Genomic DNA, 16,240 nt, shown 5'->3' with positions numbered 1-16,240 from the left:
CCTACCGGCCCTGCGCCCCCCGCAACAACGTGAGCAGCTGACGGCGGAGGGGCGCGGCAGCTGCCGCGCCCCTCCGCCGTCGGGCGCTCAGGAGATGCAGGAGATCGTCAGCCTGATGCTGGGGGGCGGGGGCGGCGAGTCGAGGTAGGGGGCGATCCAGACGATGATGCCCCTGCCTCCGTCACTGTCCCTCCACTGCCACCGCTGGTTCGCGCCGAGCCGGGTGCCGTCGCCGTTGGTGATGATCCAGTCGTTGTCCGGGTGCAGGCCCTCGGGGCAGATGGCGGTGACACCGCTCGGGGAGCCGGTGGCGGACACGGTCTCGGGCAGGTTGTCGGCCTGGGCGGGACCGGCGAGGGTGGCTGTCAGTGCCACCGCCGCCAGGCCTGCGCCGGCGAGTCGTCCGGGGCGCATGGATGTCCTCTCGTCGAGCGGCCCCTCGGATGGGGGCCGAGCGGTCACATCCGTTGCCACGGCGCCGCATCCGCACGCCCATCGCGCCGCACTCCACTCTTCCGCGCCGGGTGAGGGCGCGCCGGCGGCCTTGGGCGCAGGACAGCCGGGACGGGCGGACGTGGCCCATTGAACCCGGGCGGCCCGATCATCCGTCCTTCACAAGGGGCTTGGGGAATCGCCCGCACGGGTTCGGGCCGGCGCACCGCGGGCGTCAGGCCTTCGCAAGGGATGCGTATGGATCGAGACAAAGTGGCACTGATCGGCTGACCGGAATGCCATATTTTGTCCCGTCCATCACAGAACTCGCAAGGAGAGCACGTGCGTTCGACGAAGAAGCTGTCGGCCCTGGCCGCAGGGATGAGTGCCGTGGCCGTCCTGGGTCTGGCGGGGCCCGCGATGGCCGACGGCTCGTACGACCCGGCCCAGGAGAACTGCAACGCCGCCAACACGGTGACTCCCGGCTCGACCAGCCTGGTGTGGTGCATCCAGGCGGCGCAGCACACCTCGGAGGCCAAGAACCGGGCCCGCGGCGAATTCGTCCAGGACACGCTCGACATGCTGATCAAGGCAACCGGCGGCAGCTACAACATCATGGTCTTCGACATCAAGGGCGACAACGCCTTCGGAGACCCCTGGTACGTCCACAACTACGAGCAGAGCTTCCAGAACGTCGCCTTCACGTACGACATCGACTACCACGACCAGACCTCGCGCGAGGACCAGACCTACCGGATCTGGATCTTCTCCGGCGGCGGCAGCTTCGCCAACGGCTTCGACGGCGGCTGGGGCAACTGGGGGTTCTACGGCCTCTTCAACCGGACCACCCGCGAGCACACCTGGACGTACCCGAGGGGCACGGGCAGCGCCGGCCAGCATTACAACCACACCGACGGCGTCGTGAACTTCTCCCCGATGCCGTTCCCCGGCGTACCGAGGGACCCGGGCACTCCCGCGCCGGGCGGGCTGCCGGCCACCCAGATCGTCCCCGCGATGCCGCAGGACCCCGGCACGCCGTACGACCCCGGGGTGCCCGCCACGCCGGCCAAGCCTCCCCACACCGGCAAGCCCGGCGATCCGGCCGAGCCCGGCACCAAGCCCGGCACCGGCACCCCCACCGGCTCCGGCTCCGGCCGGCCCGCGCTCAACACGCCCGTGCACCTGCGGACCGTCAACAACCTCGGCGCCGTCGCCACCGGCTCCGGCGAGGGCGCCACGGTGATCGCCGGGAAGCCGGGCGACGCGGGCGGCACCTGGACGTTCCGCGACGCGGGCGGCGGCCGCTACCGGATCACCAACGCGCTCGGGCGGGACCTCAGCGAGAACACCGGCACCTACTTCGCCAACACCAAGGGGTGGAAGGGCTCTTCGGAGCAGAAGTGGGAGGTCAAGAACGTCTCGGGCGACCGGTACGTGATCCGGATCAGCGACCAGGACTGCCTGACCTACCACGAGGACGGCAAGGAGCTCGGGGTGTGGACCTGCGACGGCTCCGCCGAGCAGCAGTGGACCGTCACCCGCTGACCGTCACGCCGTCCCGCCCGCCGGCCGCACAGGCAGCTGGCGGGCGGAACGGCGGGTGCCCTTCGGACGGACAAGGCCAGCGGAACAGGCCTAGCGGAACAGCCGGTCGCCGCTGTTGGCCATGCGGTGGGTGCCGCTGTGGCGGTTCACCCAGTCACGGACGAGGTTGATGGCGTTGGCGCACTGCCAGCTGTTGTCGTACTCGCGCACGCCGGTGAAGGCGCCGTAGCCGGCGATGATGCCGTCCACACCCGCGTCGCCGAGCAGCTTGTCGACGTACCACGGGTCGTTGTAGGTGGCCGTCCAGGACAGCGTGGCCGCGAGCCGCCCGGCGGCGCGGTCCCCGGCCCCCTTCTTCAGCTCCGCGCACGTGTTGTAGGTGGCCTCCGTGCAGTTGCCGAAGCCCTTGGTGATGTCGGTGTCGCCGTAGTCCATCGCCCGGTGACCGGCCGGGAATCCGGAACCGGACCGGTTGAAGGCGCCCTGGACCTGGTCACGGGTGCCGGTGGACGTGATGCCCTCCAGCGGGCCGAGCTTGCCTTCCAGGCTCTGCCAGCCCCTGCCGCCGACGTCCGGGGTGTTGCCGCCGTGGTACTCGAAGAAGCCGTAGAGCACCTGGATCCCGGCGGCCGTCAACCGCTGCGCCTTGTCGCGCAGTCCGGCGACGCTGCACGTGCGGTTGGGCTGTTCCCCGCAGTAGTTCGGGTCCTTGATGTCCAGCCAGACCAGCGACAGCCGGCGTCCGGCGTTGGCGTTGGAGAGGATGCGGTCGATCATGCTGTCGAAGCTGGGGCCCAGGCGGTTCTCACCGGCCGAGGAACAGTCGTGGTAGGCGCGCCATTCGTTCGGGTTCCACCAGGCGCAGACGTCGATCTCGATGGCGTTGGCGCCGTGGCCGAGCGCGGCGTCCACGCCGTCCAGGGTGTCGACCCGGTGCGCGATGGCGTAGATCGCGTGTCGCGAATCGGCCGCCGTCGCAGGGGTCGTACCGAGCGCGGTGAGGCCGACGATCCCGCACAGTGCCGCCAGCAGCGCCAGCACCTTCCGCGCGCCGGTGCCGTGCCTGAGGTGAGTGGTCAAGAAACGTGCTCCTCGATGTCGGTGCCCTGATGCCGTCGCTGATGGACGGCCGCCCCCGATCCAGGACTGGTCATGTCCGCCTCAGTCTGCCACTGGTTCGTGCCCGGTACGGGGGGAACAGTGCAAATCCTCCGCTAAAGTCCGCCGCGCGAGGCCAACTCGGCCCGGAGCGCGGGCAGCTGCTCGTCGGCGGACTCGTGCGGCAGGAACTCAACCGGATCCAGGAAACGGAACAGCACCCGGCTCTCGGTAACGGCGTACTCGTAGTCGCCGAACCCGACCACCGCCCCCGTGCCGCCCCGCACCGCCCCGCGCACGGCGGCCGCCGCCAGCCCGTCCGCGCCGCCGTGCGCCGCAGCCCGGCGCCGGGCGTTCGGCCGGGCCAGGTACGGGCACACCATCGCCGCGTAGAGCATGCAGGCCCGGTGGCCGGGCCCCTCCATGGTCGGCGCGAGGTTGCGGTACGGCCGCCCCTCGGCGAGCGCGGCCCCGATCGCCGCGCTCTCCGCCGCCCCGACCACGCGCCACACCGGGCCCCGGGCCATGAATCCCCCGCACACCGAACAGAGGCGCTCCAGCGCGCAGTTCGCGCTGCGCTCGTGGTCGGTCAACGCGAACTGCGGCTCGCCGCCACGCCAGGGCGTGATCGCCGGCACCGGGTAGCCCCGGACGTCCCGGGGCCGCTCCCCCACCCGCTCCGGCATCGGCACGGCATCGAATCGCACGCCCCCATCCTTGCCGCCCCCCGCGCCGCTGTCGACCTCCGACGCGGCGGCCGCCCCGCGCGGCGGGCGCGGGGCGGCCGGTGGTCCGGGGGGCGGCTCCTGGTGGAGGGCCGGGCGGCTGGCCTCAGTTCCAGATGCCGGTGATGTCAGCGGCGTTGGCCGCGTTGCCCGCGTGGGTGGTGGCGCCGGCGAGGTCCTCCAGGGTGCGCAGCACGTTGTAGTGGTTGTAGGTGGCGGCGGAGGTGCTGCCGGGGGTGACGTGGGCGCCGTAGAAGACGGTCGGGATGCGGTTGCCCGCGAGCCGGTTGTCCTCGTCGAAGGTGACCACGAGCAGGCTGTTGTGGCTCTTGGCCCAGGTGGCGTAGGCGCCGAGGTTGTTCTTGATCCAGGTGTCGCCGGTGCCGACCGAGCAGTCGTGCATGTCGCTGCAGAGGTTCGGTACGACGAAGGAGACGTTCGGCAGGGTGGTGTAGTCGGTCGGGAACTGGGCGAAGGTCCTGGCCGAGTTCAGCGGGACGTTGCCGAAGCCGAACCAGGGGTTGTGCTTCTGCGCGTACTTGCCGCTGCTGCACGTGGTGCTGCCCTGGGCGGGCAGGGTCTCGTTGTAGCTGGCCCAGGTCCTGCCGGCGGCGGTGACCTCGGAGGCCAGGTTGGGGCCCTGGAGGGCGCCGACGGAGACGCAGCTGTCGTCGGTGACGCCCTGGGTGGAGCCGGAGAACAGGGCGTAGTAGTTCGGCTGGCTGGGGTGGGTGATGCCGAACGACTGGGTGAGGTTGGCGCCGCCGGTGGCCAGGGAGTTGAGGTACGGGGCGCTGCTGCTGCCGACGACCTGGTTGTAGGCGTGGTTCTCCATCACCACGACGACGATGTGGTCGGGCGCGGGCAGCGCGGCGGCCTGCGCGGTGGAGGTGGTGGCGGCCCAGAGGCCGGCGGAGGCCGCGACCAGCGCGGCCACCGAGCCGAGGGCGGTGGCGGTGCGGCGGGAGCCGTGCATAGTGGACGAAGTCATGACAATTCCTCGGGTAGGGAGCGGCCCTGGCGCGGACGCTCGGTCAGGGCTGTGTGACGAACGGGTCTAGTACGGCGTCTAGTACGGCGTGCCGTTGGCGAAGTCGCGGGCGGCGGTGGACTCGACGGTGGTCAGCACGCCGGAGTCGGTGGTGATCAGGCCCAGCTCGCGGTTGTTGTTCAGCGAGTTGTCGGAGAAGTTCTCCGAACCGGCGAACACCTTGGCCGAGGGCGTGCCGTAGTCGGCGACGATCGCCTTGGCGTGGATGTACAGGCCCGTGGTCGAGGAGTAGGTGACCACCTGGCCGCCGGCCGTGACCACCTGGTCGAAGTAGCTGCTGTAGGACGAGGGGTTCATGCCCACCACCCGCACGGTGACGCCCCGGCCGGCGGCCGCGGCGACCGCGTCCACCAGGGCCTGGTCGCCGAACTCCAGCTGCTCCAGGTCCAGCGTGTGCTGCGCGCCGTTGATCAGGTCCAGCAGGCGGGCCTGCGAGTCGGTGGGCGACCAGACCAGGTTGTCGCCGTCGGAGGGGGTGATCGAGGTCTGGGCGTAGTCGGCGGCGAAGACCTGCTCGATCGCGGCGACGTCGTTGGCGTCGGTGTCGACGACGCCGAAGTCGCGGCTGCTGGAGTAGTAGGTGGAGTCCAGGTTCCCGGTCAGGATCAGGGACTTGGCGCCGTCCACGGTGACGGTCTTCTGGTGGGTGTAGACGAACGCGGAAGAGGAGTACGTCACCCCGACGCCGGCGGCCCGCAGGGCCGAGTAGGCGGCGCCGTTGACCGAGGTGTGCCGGCCGTCGAGGATCACCCGGACGGTGAGGCCGGCCCGCCGGCGGCCGATCAGGGCGTTGACGGCGGTGGTGTCGCGCAGCTCGTACATGGTCACGTCGACGGAGCGGGTGGCCGAGTTGATGAGGTCGTAGACGACGCCGTGGTCCTGGTCCGGGAACACGATCGGCGTGTACGTGGCGGCGGTGGCGGCGGTGGCGGCCTGGGCGGTGCCGGACAGCGGTATCAGGCCGGCGGCGGCGAGCAGCAGCGCGCCGGCCCGGCGCGCGGAGGTGGCCAGGGGCATGCGGAACTCCACGATCGGTGAGGGGGGAAGGCCTGGGCGAAGGTGCGGGAGCACGCGCGAGGCGCCCGAACAGCATCGGGTGGATCGGTCGACGCGGGTAGACGACAGCAGGTAAAACCTTGACCCCGGGTCGGGAAACGGATGGTGCGGCCGATCCGGTTCACTTTGCCAGCCACCGGCCCCGCCGGTGATAGTGGATCTTCGAGGACGTGGCCGGACGCCGCGTCAGCCGAGTGAGAGAACAGAGGATCATGGCGAAGATCAGCCTTCTGCGTCCGCTCGCGGTGGCGGCCGCGGGTGTCGTCCTGCTGGCGACCGGAGCCGCGCAGGCCGTGGCCGCCGACCAGGGCACCACCAGCGCGCCCACCCCGGACACGGCCGCGGTGCGCGCCGCCCTCCAGGCCACCACCGACGCGGGCGCCCCGGGCGCCTTCGCGGTGATCCGCGACCACGGCGACGCCGAGTCCACCCGGTCGCTGGCCGTCGGCAAGGCCGACCTGGACGGCACCCCGATGAACTCCTCGTGGAGGTTCCGGGTCGGCAGCAACAGCAAGATGTTCAACGCCGTTCTCGTGATGCAGCTGGCGGAGCAGGGCCTGATCGACCTCGACAAGCCGCTGCGCGACTACCTGCCGGCCGGCACCCTGCCGGACACCTGGACCATGACGGGCCGCCAGGTCATGGAGCACCGCGCCGGGATCTACGACCACACCAACGACCTGCTGGAGCAGGCCGGCGAGGAGACCACCAGCGCCTTCGAGGCGCGCATCCGCACCAACGTGTACGCGCCGCGCGACCTGGTGGCGATGTCCGTCAAGCACGGCCAGCAGTACACGCCCGGCAGCCGGTACTCCTACTCCAACACCGACTTCGTCCTGATGGGCCTCGCGGTCGAGCACCTCACCGGCCGCCCCTACGAGGACGTCCTGCGCGAGCGGATCATCGAGCCGCTGGGCCTGAGCAAGACCTCCTTCGTCGTGCCCGACCAGGAGATCCAGGGCGCCCACGTCACCGGCTACCTCACCAACGACAACCGCAGCAAGCCGCTGCTGGACTCCACCCAGCAGACCGGCTCCTGGGTGTGGACGGCCGGCGCGGTCATCTCCGACGCCGCCGACCTCGACCACTTCCTCACCGCGCTGATGGCGGGCAGCTCCGGCGGGCTGGTCTCGGACGACTCGCTGAAGCAGATGACGGCCGCCCTGGCCACCCCCACCGCCAAGATCAGCTACGGCCTCGGGCTGCGCCGCATCTCGCTGTCCTGCGGCGACGTGTACGGCCACGGCGGCATCGTCCAGGGCTTCCAGACCCAGTCGTTCGCCACCCCGGACGGCAAGCGCTCCGTCGTCGTGTTCGCCAACGCCTCCAACAACGGCTCCGTGACGCAGGGCCTGATGAACGCGCTGGAGCCGGCCTTCTGCGGCAAGAAGCCGGCCGTCGCGCCGCGGAACTCGTTCGCCCCGAGCGCCTTCGCCGAGAACCACTCGCTGCCGGTGGTCGAGGACACCCGGATCTGACCGACCCGCACAGTCCGCCGCTCACGCGCCCGCACGGCCCACCCGCCGTGCGGGCGTGCGCGTTTCGGGCCCCGGGCCCGAGGCTCCGGGCCTTCGCCAGCGCGGGCCTCACCCCGTCCGGCGCCGCCCCTGCCGGGGGCCGTCCGCGCTGAGGTCGGTGAGCGCCTCGGTGAGGAGCTCGCGGGCCTCCTCGGCGCGGCCCTGCTCGATCAGGGCGGTGCCGAGCTCGGTGAGGGTCTTGGTCATGCTGTCCGGCCGGCCGACCTCCTCGTAGTGGGTCAGGGCCTGCCGGTAGGCCTTCTCGGCGGCCGGCCAGCGCCCCAGCGCGGCGCGGTCCAGGCCGAGTTCGTGGGCCGTCATGGCCGCCGCCAGGTGCATCAGCGGCGAGGACCAGCGCTCCACCAGCTCCAGCGCGCCGGCCAGCGCGCGCCGGCGGGACTCCACCGCCTCCTCGGCCCGGCCCGAGTCGCGCAGGCAGTTGGCCGCACCGCGCAGCGTGACCAGCCGGCCGATCCAGCCGGCGCGGCTGTTGACGGCGGCGAAGGCGTCCGCGGCCCGGTGGTAGGCGTCGATGGCCTCCCGGTGCCGGTGCAGGTGCCGAAGGCCCGCCGCGAGGTAGGTCAGCGCCCAGCCCTCCTGCTCCCGGGCGCCGATCCGGCGGGCCAGTTCCAGCCCCTCGTTGGCCAGGTCGATGCCGCGCTGGTAGCGGTGCAGGCAGGTGACGTACGTCCACGCCAGGTAGTTGACGTGGACGGCCTCGGCCAGTTGGTCGCCGCAGGCGCGGGCCGCGTCGACCGACAGCTGGAAGACCTCGGCCCAGATGTCCCAGCTCAGCAGCCGGTCGGAGAACCAGTGCATGGCTTCGGCGGTGTCGATCACCTCCCGGTGCCGGCCGGCGGCGAAGGCCTGGTGGAGGGCGGCCAGCCACTCCGGGTGCTCCTCCTCCAGCCAGCGCGCCGCCTCGGTGAGCGGCACCGGGGGGCCGGTCCGGTCCGCGTCGGCGTCGGGGTCGGCGTCGGGGTCCGCCGCCGCGTGGTCCGGGTCGAACCGCAGGCCGTACTCGGCGGCCCGGTTCAGCAGCCAGTCACCGGCCCTGGCCCGGGCCTGCGCCACCGCCTCGGGGCCCTCGTCGGCGTCGAGCCGCTCGCCCGCGTAGAGCCGGACCAGGTCGTGCAGCCGGTAGCGCTCCGGGGTGGCGAGTTGCACCAGCCCGGCGTCGATCAGCTGCTCCAGGACGAGTTCGGTCCGGCCGGGCGGCAGGCCCGCGTAGGCGGCGGCGACGGCGGCGGTGAAGTCGTGCCCGGCGGTCAGTGCGGAGCGGCGCAGCACCAGCTGGGATTCGGCCGGCAGCCGCCGGTAGGAGAGCGCGAAGGCCGGGCGGACGGCCAGGTCCCCGGTTTCCAGCAGGTCCAACCGGTGTTCCTCGGCGGCCAGTTGGCGCACCAGATGGCTGACCGGCTGCTGCGGGCGGGCCACCAGCCGCTGCCCGGCGATGCGCAGCGCGAGCGGCAGGTATCCGCAGAGCCGGGCCAGTTCGGCGGTGGCGTCGGGCGCCGCGTCGATCCGCTCGCGGCCGGCGATCCGGGCCAGCAGGTCGGCGGCCTCGCCCGGGGCCAGGGCGTCCAGCCGCAGGCGGAGCACCGACTCCAGTCCGGGCAGGGCGTTGCGGCTGGTCACCAGGGTCACGGCGGGCCCGGAGCCGGGCAGCAGCGGGCGCACCTGGCTCTCGTCGGCGACGTTGTCCAGGACCAGGACGAGCCGGCGCTCGCGCACCAGGGCCCGGTAGAGGCCGGCCCGCTCCTCCGTCCCGGCGGGCACCGCGTTGTCGGCGACGCCCAGGGCGCGCAGCACCTGGCCGAGCGCGTCGCGGGCGGAGAGCGGGGTGGCGGCCATGCCGCCGAGGTCGAGCGAGAGCTGCCCGTCGGGGAAGAAGGGGGCCAGGGTGTGGGCGGCGTGCAGGGCGAAGGCGGTCTTGCCCAGACCGGGCTGACCGCTGATCAGCACCACCCGGGGGTGGGCGGGCCGGTCGTCCTCGGCCAGCTCGGCCAGCAGGGCGAGGGCGCCCTCGCGGGCGGTGAAGTCGGCGATGTCGCGAGGCAGCGCGAGGGCGCCGGGCACGAGCGGGGCGGCGGGCGCGGCGTCCCCGGTCTCGGCCGGTCCGGCGGGGGCAGGGGCGTGAGCGGGGGCGGGGGCGGCCGGTCCACGGGTGGGGGCGGCGGCCGACACCGGCCTGGTCCCCCGGGGGCGGCCGCACTGGGCGGCCCGGTCCAGCGCGGCGGTTTGCGGGGCGTCCAGGCCCAGCGTCTCGGCCAGGGCCCGGACGGTACGCCGCTGCGGCCCGCGGGTGCGGCCGCGCTCCATGTCCCCGACGGCGCGCAGGCTGACGCCGGCCGCCGCGGCGAGCTCCTCCTGGGTCAGGCCCGCCGCCACCCGGTGCCCGGCCAGCAGGCGGCCGAAGTCGCCGGCCCCCTCGGAGTCCGTGCCCGTTCCCGTGCCGCTCACAGCCGTCATGTCCCGCCCCTGCTAGCGCCGTTACTTCTGCCAGGCGTTGTGCCTGATCGACCGTCCCAGGCAGAAGTATTCCCGGGCAGAAGTATGCCTCGCACCCAGCTCTTTCCCAGCATCGAGCGCCCAGCTCAGGCGCCGGGCACCCCGGTGCGGGCCGCGGCGTCCCACTCGCTGGCGGGACGGCCGCGCGCACTGGTTCTGCCCATAGTTCCGCCTGTGGTTGCGCCGATCGGACGGGACGAACAGGGCGAGCGGGACGGGCAGGGCGAGCAGGACGGGCGGGACGGGGCTGCTGCGGCGGCGGGGCGGCGCACCGTCAGCGCTCCCCCGCCGCCAGGGCCCGGGCCTGCCGTCTGGCGACGGCCCCCTCGGTGGTACGGCCCAGTTCGCACAGCAGGTCCGCCAGCAGGCCGTGGGTGCGGGACTCCAACCCGGTGTCGCCGACCGTGCGGCCCAGGGCGACGGCGAGTCGGGCCGTGGACAGGGCGGCGTCGCGGCGGCCGAGCGCCTGCAGGGCGCGGGCCCGGCTCTGGGTGGCGAGGACGGCCTCGACGCCGGAACGGGTGGTGGCGACCCGGACGGCCTCGTCGGCGTGGACCAGGGCCGGGCCGGGGGCGCCGGCCAGGACCAGCGCGTCGGCGAGGTCGGTGAGCGCGCGGACGAGCAGATCGCCGACGGCCGGGGTACGGGCGGCGCTCACCAGGTCGGTCATCAGCGGCAGGGCCTGGTCGTAACGGCCGGCCCGCAGCAGTGCACCGGCCACCCGGGCCCGGCAGTGGTGGCGCAGCAGTTGGTCGCCGGCCCGGTCGGCGGCGGCCACGGCCCGTTCCAGCTGCTGGACGGCGGTGCGGTGGGCGGCGCGGTCCACGTGCAGGACGGCGAGGTCGGTGGCCAGCCGGGCGACGGCCGCCTGGTCCGCGCAGCCGTGGGCGGCGCGCAGGCCGGCCTCGGTGACGGCGCGCCAGTGCGTCCGGTCGTGGCCGGTGGTCTCGTACAGCAGGCCTATCCGGTGGGCGAGCTGCCAGGATTCGGCGGTCCGGCCGAACTGCTCGGCGCAGACCACCACCGCGCGCAGCGCGCTCTCCTCGCGGCGGAACCAGGCGGCCGCGTCCGCCGGGGCCGCGCCGCCGCCCTCGGGCGTCCAGGCCGCGGTGGTCCAGCCTCCGGTGGTCCAGGCCGCGGTGACCGCGAGGTAGTGGGCGATCAGCCGGTCGAGGGCGACGAACCGGTCGTCGCAGGTGAGTTCGGCGGCCTGCCCGGCCGCGTAGCGCCGGACCAGCTCGCGCCGGGCGTAGCGGCCGGGCGTGGTCTCCTCCAGCAGGTGGACGGCGTCGAGGCGGGTCAGCAGGGTGCGGGTGGTGGCGGGCGGCAGGTCGGCGAGCGCGGCGGCGGTGGCGGTGTCGATCACCGCGCCGGGGTGCAGGCCGAGCAGGGTGAACAGCCGGGCGGGGGCGGGCGGCAGGGTGCGGTAGGTGTGGTCCAGGGCGGTGGTGACGCCGATCGGGCCGCGGTCGGTGCCGGCCAGGGTGGCGAGGCCGGTCTGCTCGTCGGCGAGTTCCGCGGCCAGGTCGCCCAGGGTCCAGCCGGGGCGGGCGGCCAGCCGGGCGGCGGCCAGCCGCAGGGCGAGCGGCAGGTGGTCGCAGGCCGCGGCGAGGTCGGCGGCCGCCTGCGGTTCGGCGGCGACCCGGGCCGGGCCGAGGGTCCGGGCGAGCAGTTCGGCCGCGTCCTCGGCGCCGAGCACGCCCAGCGGGAGCGGGATGCCGCCGTCCCGGACCAGCAGGTCGCGCAGCCGGCTGCGGCTGGTGACGACGACGACGGGGGTGCCGGGGGTGCCGGTGTCCCCGTCCCCGTCCCCGTCCCCGGGGTCCCCGCCCCAGGCCGGCCCGTCCCCCGGCGGGGGCGGGTCGGGCAGCAGCGGGGCGAGCTGCTCGTACGAGCGCGCGTCGTCCAGCACGATCAGCAGCCGGCGGCCGGCCAGCAGTTCCCGGTAGCGCTGCTCCCGCTCCTCGGGCGAGGCGGGCAGGGCTCCCGCCGGCTCGCCGAGGGCGAGCAGGAACCCGGCCAGCACGTCGGCGGGTTCGCGGGGCCCGGCCGGGTCGAAGCCGCCCAGCTCGGCGTGCAGGACTCCGTCGGGGAAGTGCTCGGCGGACCGCTGCAACCAGTGCTGGACCAGGCTGGTCTTGCCGACCCCGGCCGGTCCGGTGACCAGGATCGGGTGGCCGGACCGGACGGCGGCGGCCAGGGCCTCGTCGAGCCGGGCGAATTCGGCCGACCGGCCGGTGAACCTGCGGTCCGGCGCACCGCGCCTCGGAAGCCGGGCGGGTCTGGGCGGCCCGTCCCGCTCGGGGCCGTCCGCCGACCGCTCACCGGCGTGGCGCAGCTCCGGGCCGGGCGGGCCGGAGAGCCGGGCCACCGCCCGGTCGTACCAGGCCGCCGCCTCGTCCCGGCGGCCGGCCTGGTCGAGGCAGCGGACCAGCCGGGCGGCCAGCGTCTGCCGGGTCGGGTGGGCGGCCGCCGCCTCGGCCAGCTCGGCGGCCAGCTCGCCGCCGCGGCCGGCCCCGAGCAGGCCCTCGGCGAGCCGGTCCAGGGCGCGCAGCCGCAGGTCGGTGACGTGCGGCAGGGTGCGCTCGCGCAGCAGGACGGACCCGCAGTCGACGAGGGCCGGGCCGCGGAACAGGTCCAGGGCGGCGCGCAGCAGGGGCACGGCCGGATCATGCGGCTCGGGCTCGGTGCTCGCGGCGGGCGCGGCCGGGGCGGGCCGCAGCACGCCCGCCCGGTCGCAGAGCCCGCGGAAGTGCAGCAGGTCCACCCGGTCGGGGTCGCCGGCCAGCAGGTAGCCGGCGCCGCGGGTGCCCAGGGTGAGCCCGGGGCAGTCGAGCAGTTGGCGCAGGGCCGCGACGTGCCCCTGGAGCGCGGCGCGGGCGGTGGGGGGCGCGTCGCCGTCCCAGACCAGCTCGATCAGTTCGTCGGTGCCGACGGTCTGGTTGAGCCGGATGGCGAGGGTGCTCAGCAGGGCGCGGCGTTTGGGGGCCGAGGGTGTGACCGTCGTCCCGTCGTCCCGTCGTACGGCGACCGGCCCGAGCAGGTCGATGTGCATGCGGCCCTCTCCTCCCCTGTCGCCGATCGGATCCGCCGCCGACGACAACCTCCGGCGTCTTCCCGGCGTCGTCAGAGGATAGGCCTGGTCCGGTCACGTGCACGCGGCCGGATGGGGTCTGCTCGGGATTTGTGGATCTTGTCGGGTCGAACGCGGGCCCCGCGGGTTCCGCAGGGCCCGGGCTCGGCGTCCGTTGCGCCGGGCGCCGCCACCCGGTGGCGCCCGGGGAGCGGGCGATCTGGCGCGAACAGGACACTTCAGGGCACTACACTGCTCCACCCCGGGGCACGCCCGGGACATCAATGGGGCGGGGGGACGCCCTGCCCGTCGTGGGGTGAAGTGGGGGTACTGGTGCGGATTCGGCTCCTCGGCCCGGTGGAGCTGCGGGCCGGGGCGGACGGCTTCGCCTCGCTGCCGGGGGCGCAGCGCAGGGCGATCCTGGCGCTGCTCGCGTTGCGGCTGGGCCGGGTGGTCGGGGTGGACGGCTTCTGCGAGCTGCTGTGGGGCGAGCGGCCGCCGGCCAGCGCCCGGGCCGCCTTGCAGGGGCACGTGGCGGCGCTGCGCAAGGCGATCGCCGACACCCCGTTCGTGCTGCACACCCGCTCGTCCGGCTACCTGCTGGCCGGTCCGGCCGAGGAGGTGGACGCGCTGCGCTTCGAGGCGCTGACCGACCGGGCCGCCGAACAGGCCGGACTCGGCTGCGCCACGGCGGACGCGCAGGCGATCGCGCTGCTGGAGCAGGCGTTGCGGCTGTGGCGCGGCGAGGCCCTGGCCGACCTGCCCGACACCGCCGTGCGCGCGGCCGTGGTCGACCAGCTGGAGCAGGCCCGCACCGCCGCCGTGCTCAGCTGGGCCGGGCTGCGGCTGCGCCAGGGCAGCGGGGTGGCGGCGGTGCCGGCCCTGGAGCAGCACGTGCGGACGGACGGGCTGCGCGAGGAGCTGGTGGCGCTGCTGGTGCGCTGCCTGCACCAGGCCGGGCGGCCGGCGGACGCGCTGTCCGCCTACCACCAGGCCCGGGTGCGGCTGGACCGCGAGCTGGGGATCCGGCCCGGCCCGGCGCTCCAGGCGGCGCTCGCCGAGGTGCTGTCCGGGGGCCGGGCCGAGCAGCCGGCCCCGGCCCGCTCCGCGGCCCCTCCGGCCGCGCCCCGGGTGCCCCGTCAACTCCCGCGCCGCCCGGTCGACTTCGTCGGCCGGGACGGCGAGGGCCACTGGCTGGACGGCGAGTGCGGCCCGGACCGCGCCGGTGACGGCCTGGCCCTGGTGGTCGGACCGGCCGGGGCCGGCAAGAGCGCGCTGGTCACCGCCTGGGCGCACCGCCGCGCCCCGCACTTCCCGGACGGGCAGCTGTTCGCCGACCTGCGGGGCCTCGACCCGGCCGGCCCGGCCGACCCGGAGGCCGCCCTCGGCGGCTTCCTGCGGGCCCTCGGGGTCTCCGAGGGCGCCGTCCCCGAGGACCGGGACGGCCGGGCCGCGCTGTACCGCGACCGGACCAGGGGGCGACGCCTGCTGGTGGTCCTGGACGACGCCGCCGATGCCGACCAGGTCGCCGACCTGCTGCCGCAGGGGCCCGGCTGCGCCGCCGTGGTGACCAGCCGCGGCTCGCTGGAGGGGCTGGTGGCCGCCGACGGTGCGGCCCTGCTGCGGCTGCCCCCGCTGCCCCAGGACGACTCCCTGCGATTGCTGGAGCGCGCGCTCAGCCCCGACCGGCTGCGGGCCGAACCGGCCGCCGCCGCCGAACTGGCCGGGCTCTGCGACCACCTGCCGCTGGCGCTGCGGATCGCCGCGGCCCGGCTGGCCACCCGCCCGGACTGGACGATCGCCGAACTGGTCGCCGAACTCGCCGACGAACAGACCAGGCTGCCCGTCCTGGACGCCGACGGCGCGACCGGCGTCACCACCGAACTCCTCCTGACGTACCGCCGCCTCTCCCCCGGTGCCGCCGAGCTGCTCACCCTCCTGGCCGCCCACCCGGGCCGGGAGGTGGACACCCTGACCAGTGCCGCCGTGCTCGGCACCGACCCGGCCACCGCCCGCCGGTCGCTCGGCGAACTCGCCGCCCACCACCTGCTCACCGGTGCGGCGCCCGGGCGCTACGGCCGCGCCGAGCTGGTCCGGCTGTTCAGCGCCGGGCTGCTCGCCGAGCAGCCCGAGCCGCGCCGACGCCTCGCCCGGGAGCGGCTGCTGGACTACTACCAGGCGGCGCTACGGCAGGGCGGCGAGTTCATCGAGCCGGGCCAGGACGGTTTCGACACGCTCGTCCACCCGCCGCGGGCCCTGCCGCCGGCCGACGGCATCCGCGCCGCGCTGGACTGGTTCCAGGCCGAGGAGCCCGCGATCCGCGCGCTGATCACCGGCACCGCCGACGACCCGGACCGGGTCTGGCGGCTGGCCCAGGCCGCCGGCCCGCTGTACTACGGCTCCAGCCGGTTCACCGACTGGCTGGGCTGTCTGCGCGCGGGCGTCCGGGCCGCCGAGCGGTGCGGCGACGAGCTGGCCGCCGCCCAGTTGCACGGCTCCCGGGCGAACGCGCTGCTCGGGCTGGAGCGCCGTCAGGAGGCGGCCGAGGCGGCGCGCCGGGCGGTGGCCGCCGGCGAGGCCGCGACCGGGCCCGCGGGCCGCGCCGCGTACGCCCGCGCGCTCGCCACCCAGTCACTGATCACCGCGATCCTGGGCAGCGCGACCGAGGCCGCCCGGCTGGCGTCCGGCTCGGCCGCGCTGGCCGTGGAGTCCGGCGACCCCCGGCCGCTGGCCGTCGCCCTGGTCCACCACAGCTGGGTGAGCCTGCTGGCCGGGGACCGGCAGGGCGCGCTGCGGCAGGCCCGGGAGGCCAGGGAGCTGCTGCCCGCCCGCCCGGTCACCTCGATCCACCTCTGGTCGATGCTGACCGAGGCGCATACCCTGCCCCCGCACGGGCGCAGCGAGACCGTCGACCTGGCCTGGCACCGGCTGCTGGCCGGCTGCGAGGAGGCGGGCCTGCTCTACCTCCAGGCCATCGCCGAACAGTCGCACGCCGCCTACCTGCTGAGCCGGGGCCGTGAACCGGAGGCCCTGGACCGGCTGCGCTCGGCGCTCGACCGCTTCCGCATCCATGATCAACTGGCCGGGGTGCAGAGCGAGTTCACCACCAGCCTGGAGGAGTCGCTGAACTCGCGCTCGCCACGCCGGCACTGACCGGCTCCCCGTGGCGGGCCCCCGGTCGCCGGGGGGGCGCCCGGGGGGGGCCGGCAGCGGGGAGCGCGCGACGGCGGCC

General features: G+C 75.0%; 10 protein-coding genes. 3 read left to right on the top strand and 7 right to left on the bottom strand.

Annotated elements, in window-relative coordinates:
- Window positions 1-87: 87 nt before the first annotated feature.
- On the bottom strand, window positions 88-414 hold the full coding sequence (locus ACFVHI_RS35780) for a hypothetical protein (protein ID WP_063350564.1): 327 nt from the start codon (window positions 412-414) through the stop codon (window positions 88-90).
- Window positions 415-774: 360 nt separating this feature from the next.
- On the opposite strand from ACFVHI_RS35780, the gene ACFVHI_RS35775 reads away from it, so the two are divergent.
- Window positions 775-1,977: a hypothetical protein gene (locus ACFVHI_RS35775; RefSeq protein WP_380346166.1), complete on the top strand. Its 1,203-nt coding sequence runs from the start codon at window positions 775-777 to the stop codon at window positions 1,975-1,977.
- Window positions 1,978-2,067: 90 nt separating this feature from the next.
- Here the strand turns inward: ACFVHI_RS35775 and ACFVHI_RS35770 are convergent, their stop codons facing one another.
- The 4 genes from ACFVHI_RS35770 to ACFVHI_RS35755 all read right to left on the bottom strand — a co-directional run bounded on the left by ACFVHI_RS35770 (window position 2,068) and on the right by ACFVHI_RS35755 (window position 5,868).
- A complete protein-coding gene (locus ACFVHI_RS35770) occupies window positions 2,068-3,057 on the bottom strand; it encodes a phospholipase (RefSeq protein ID WP_380346164.1) in 990 nt (329 codons plus the stop codon).
- Window positions 3,058-3,191: 134 nt separating this feature from the next.
- On the bottom strand, window positions 3,192-3,782 hold the full coding sequence (locus ACFVHI_RS35765) for a hypothetical protein (protein WP_380346162.1): 591 nt from the start codon (window positions 3,780-3,782) through the stop codon (window positions 3,192-3,194).
- 124 nt (window positions 3,783-3,906) lie between these two features.
- On the bottom strand, window positions 3,907-4,791 hold the full coding sequence (locus ACFVHI_RS35760) for an alkaline phosphatase family protein (protein WP_380346160.1): 885 nt from the start codon (window positions 4,789-4,791) through the stop codon (window positions 3,907-3,909).
- A 78-nt stretch (window positions 4,792-4,869) separates the two neighbouring features.
- Window positions 4,870-5,868, bottom strand: a complete 999-nt coding sequence (locus ACFVHI_RS35755; RefSeq protein ID WP_380346158.1) for a phospholipase D-like domain-containing protein — start codon at window positions 5,866-5,868, stop codon at window positions 4,870-4,872.
- Between the two features lie 251 nt (window positions 5,869-6,119).
- Between ACFVHI_RS35755 and ACFVHI_RS35750 the strand changes: the two genes are divergently transcribed.
- Complete coding sequence (locus ACFVHI_RS35750) at window positions 6,120-7,385, top strand: serine hydrolase domain-containing protein (protein ID WP_363373590.1); 1,266 nt, start codon at window positions 6,120-6,122, stop codon at window positions 7,383-7,385.
- Window positions 7,386-7,493: 108 nt separating this feature from the next.
- Here the strand turns inward: ACFVHI_RS35750 and ACFVHI_RS35745 are convergent, their stop codons facing one another.
- Window positions 7,494-9,896 carry an ATP-binding protein gene (locus ACFVHI_RS35745; protein WP_380346156.1) on the bottom strand — a complete coding sequence of 801 codons (2,403 nt, stop codon included), beginning with the start codon at window positions 9,894-9,896 and terminating at the stop codon, window positions 7,494-7,496.
- 313 nt (window positions 9,897-10,209) lie between these two features.
- On the bottom strand, window positions 10,210-12,990 hold the full coding sequence (locus tag ACFVHI_RS35740) for a BTAD domain-containing putative transcriptional regulator (protein ID WP_380346154.1): 2,781 nt from the start codon (window positions 12,988-12,990) through the stop codon (window positions 10,210-10,212).
- Window positions 12,991-13,341: 351 nt separating this feature from the next.
- Here ACFVHI_RS35740 and ACFVHI_RS35735 point away from each other — a divergent pair, with 351 nt between their 5' ends.
- Window positions 13,342-16,161: a BTAD domain-containing putative transcriptional regulator gene (locus ACFVHI_RS35735; protein ID WP_380346152.1), complete on the top strand. Its 2,820-nt coding sequence runs from the start codon at window positions 13,342-13,344 to the stop codon at window positions 16,159-16,161.
- Window positions 16,162-16,240 lie beyond the last annotated feature (79 nt).

Origin of the sequence: Kitasatospora sp. NPDC127121, from assembly GCF_042677305.1 — a bacterium.
Lineage (GTDB): Bacteria > Actinomycetota > Actinomycetes > Streptomycetales > Streptomycetaceae > Kitasatospora.
This window is presented reverse-complemented; position numbering and strand designations above follow the sequence as displayed.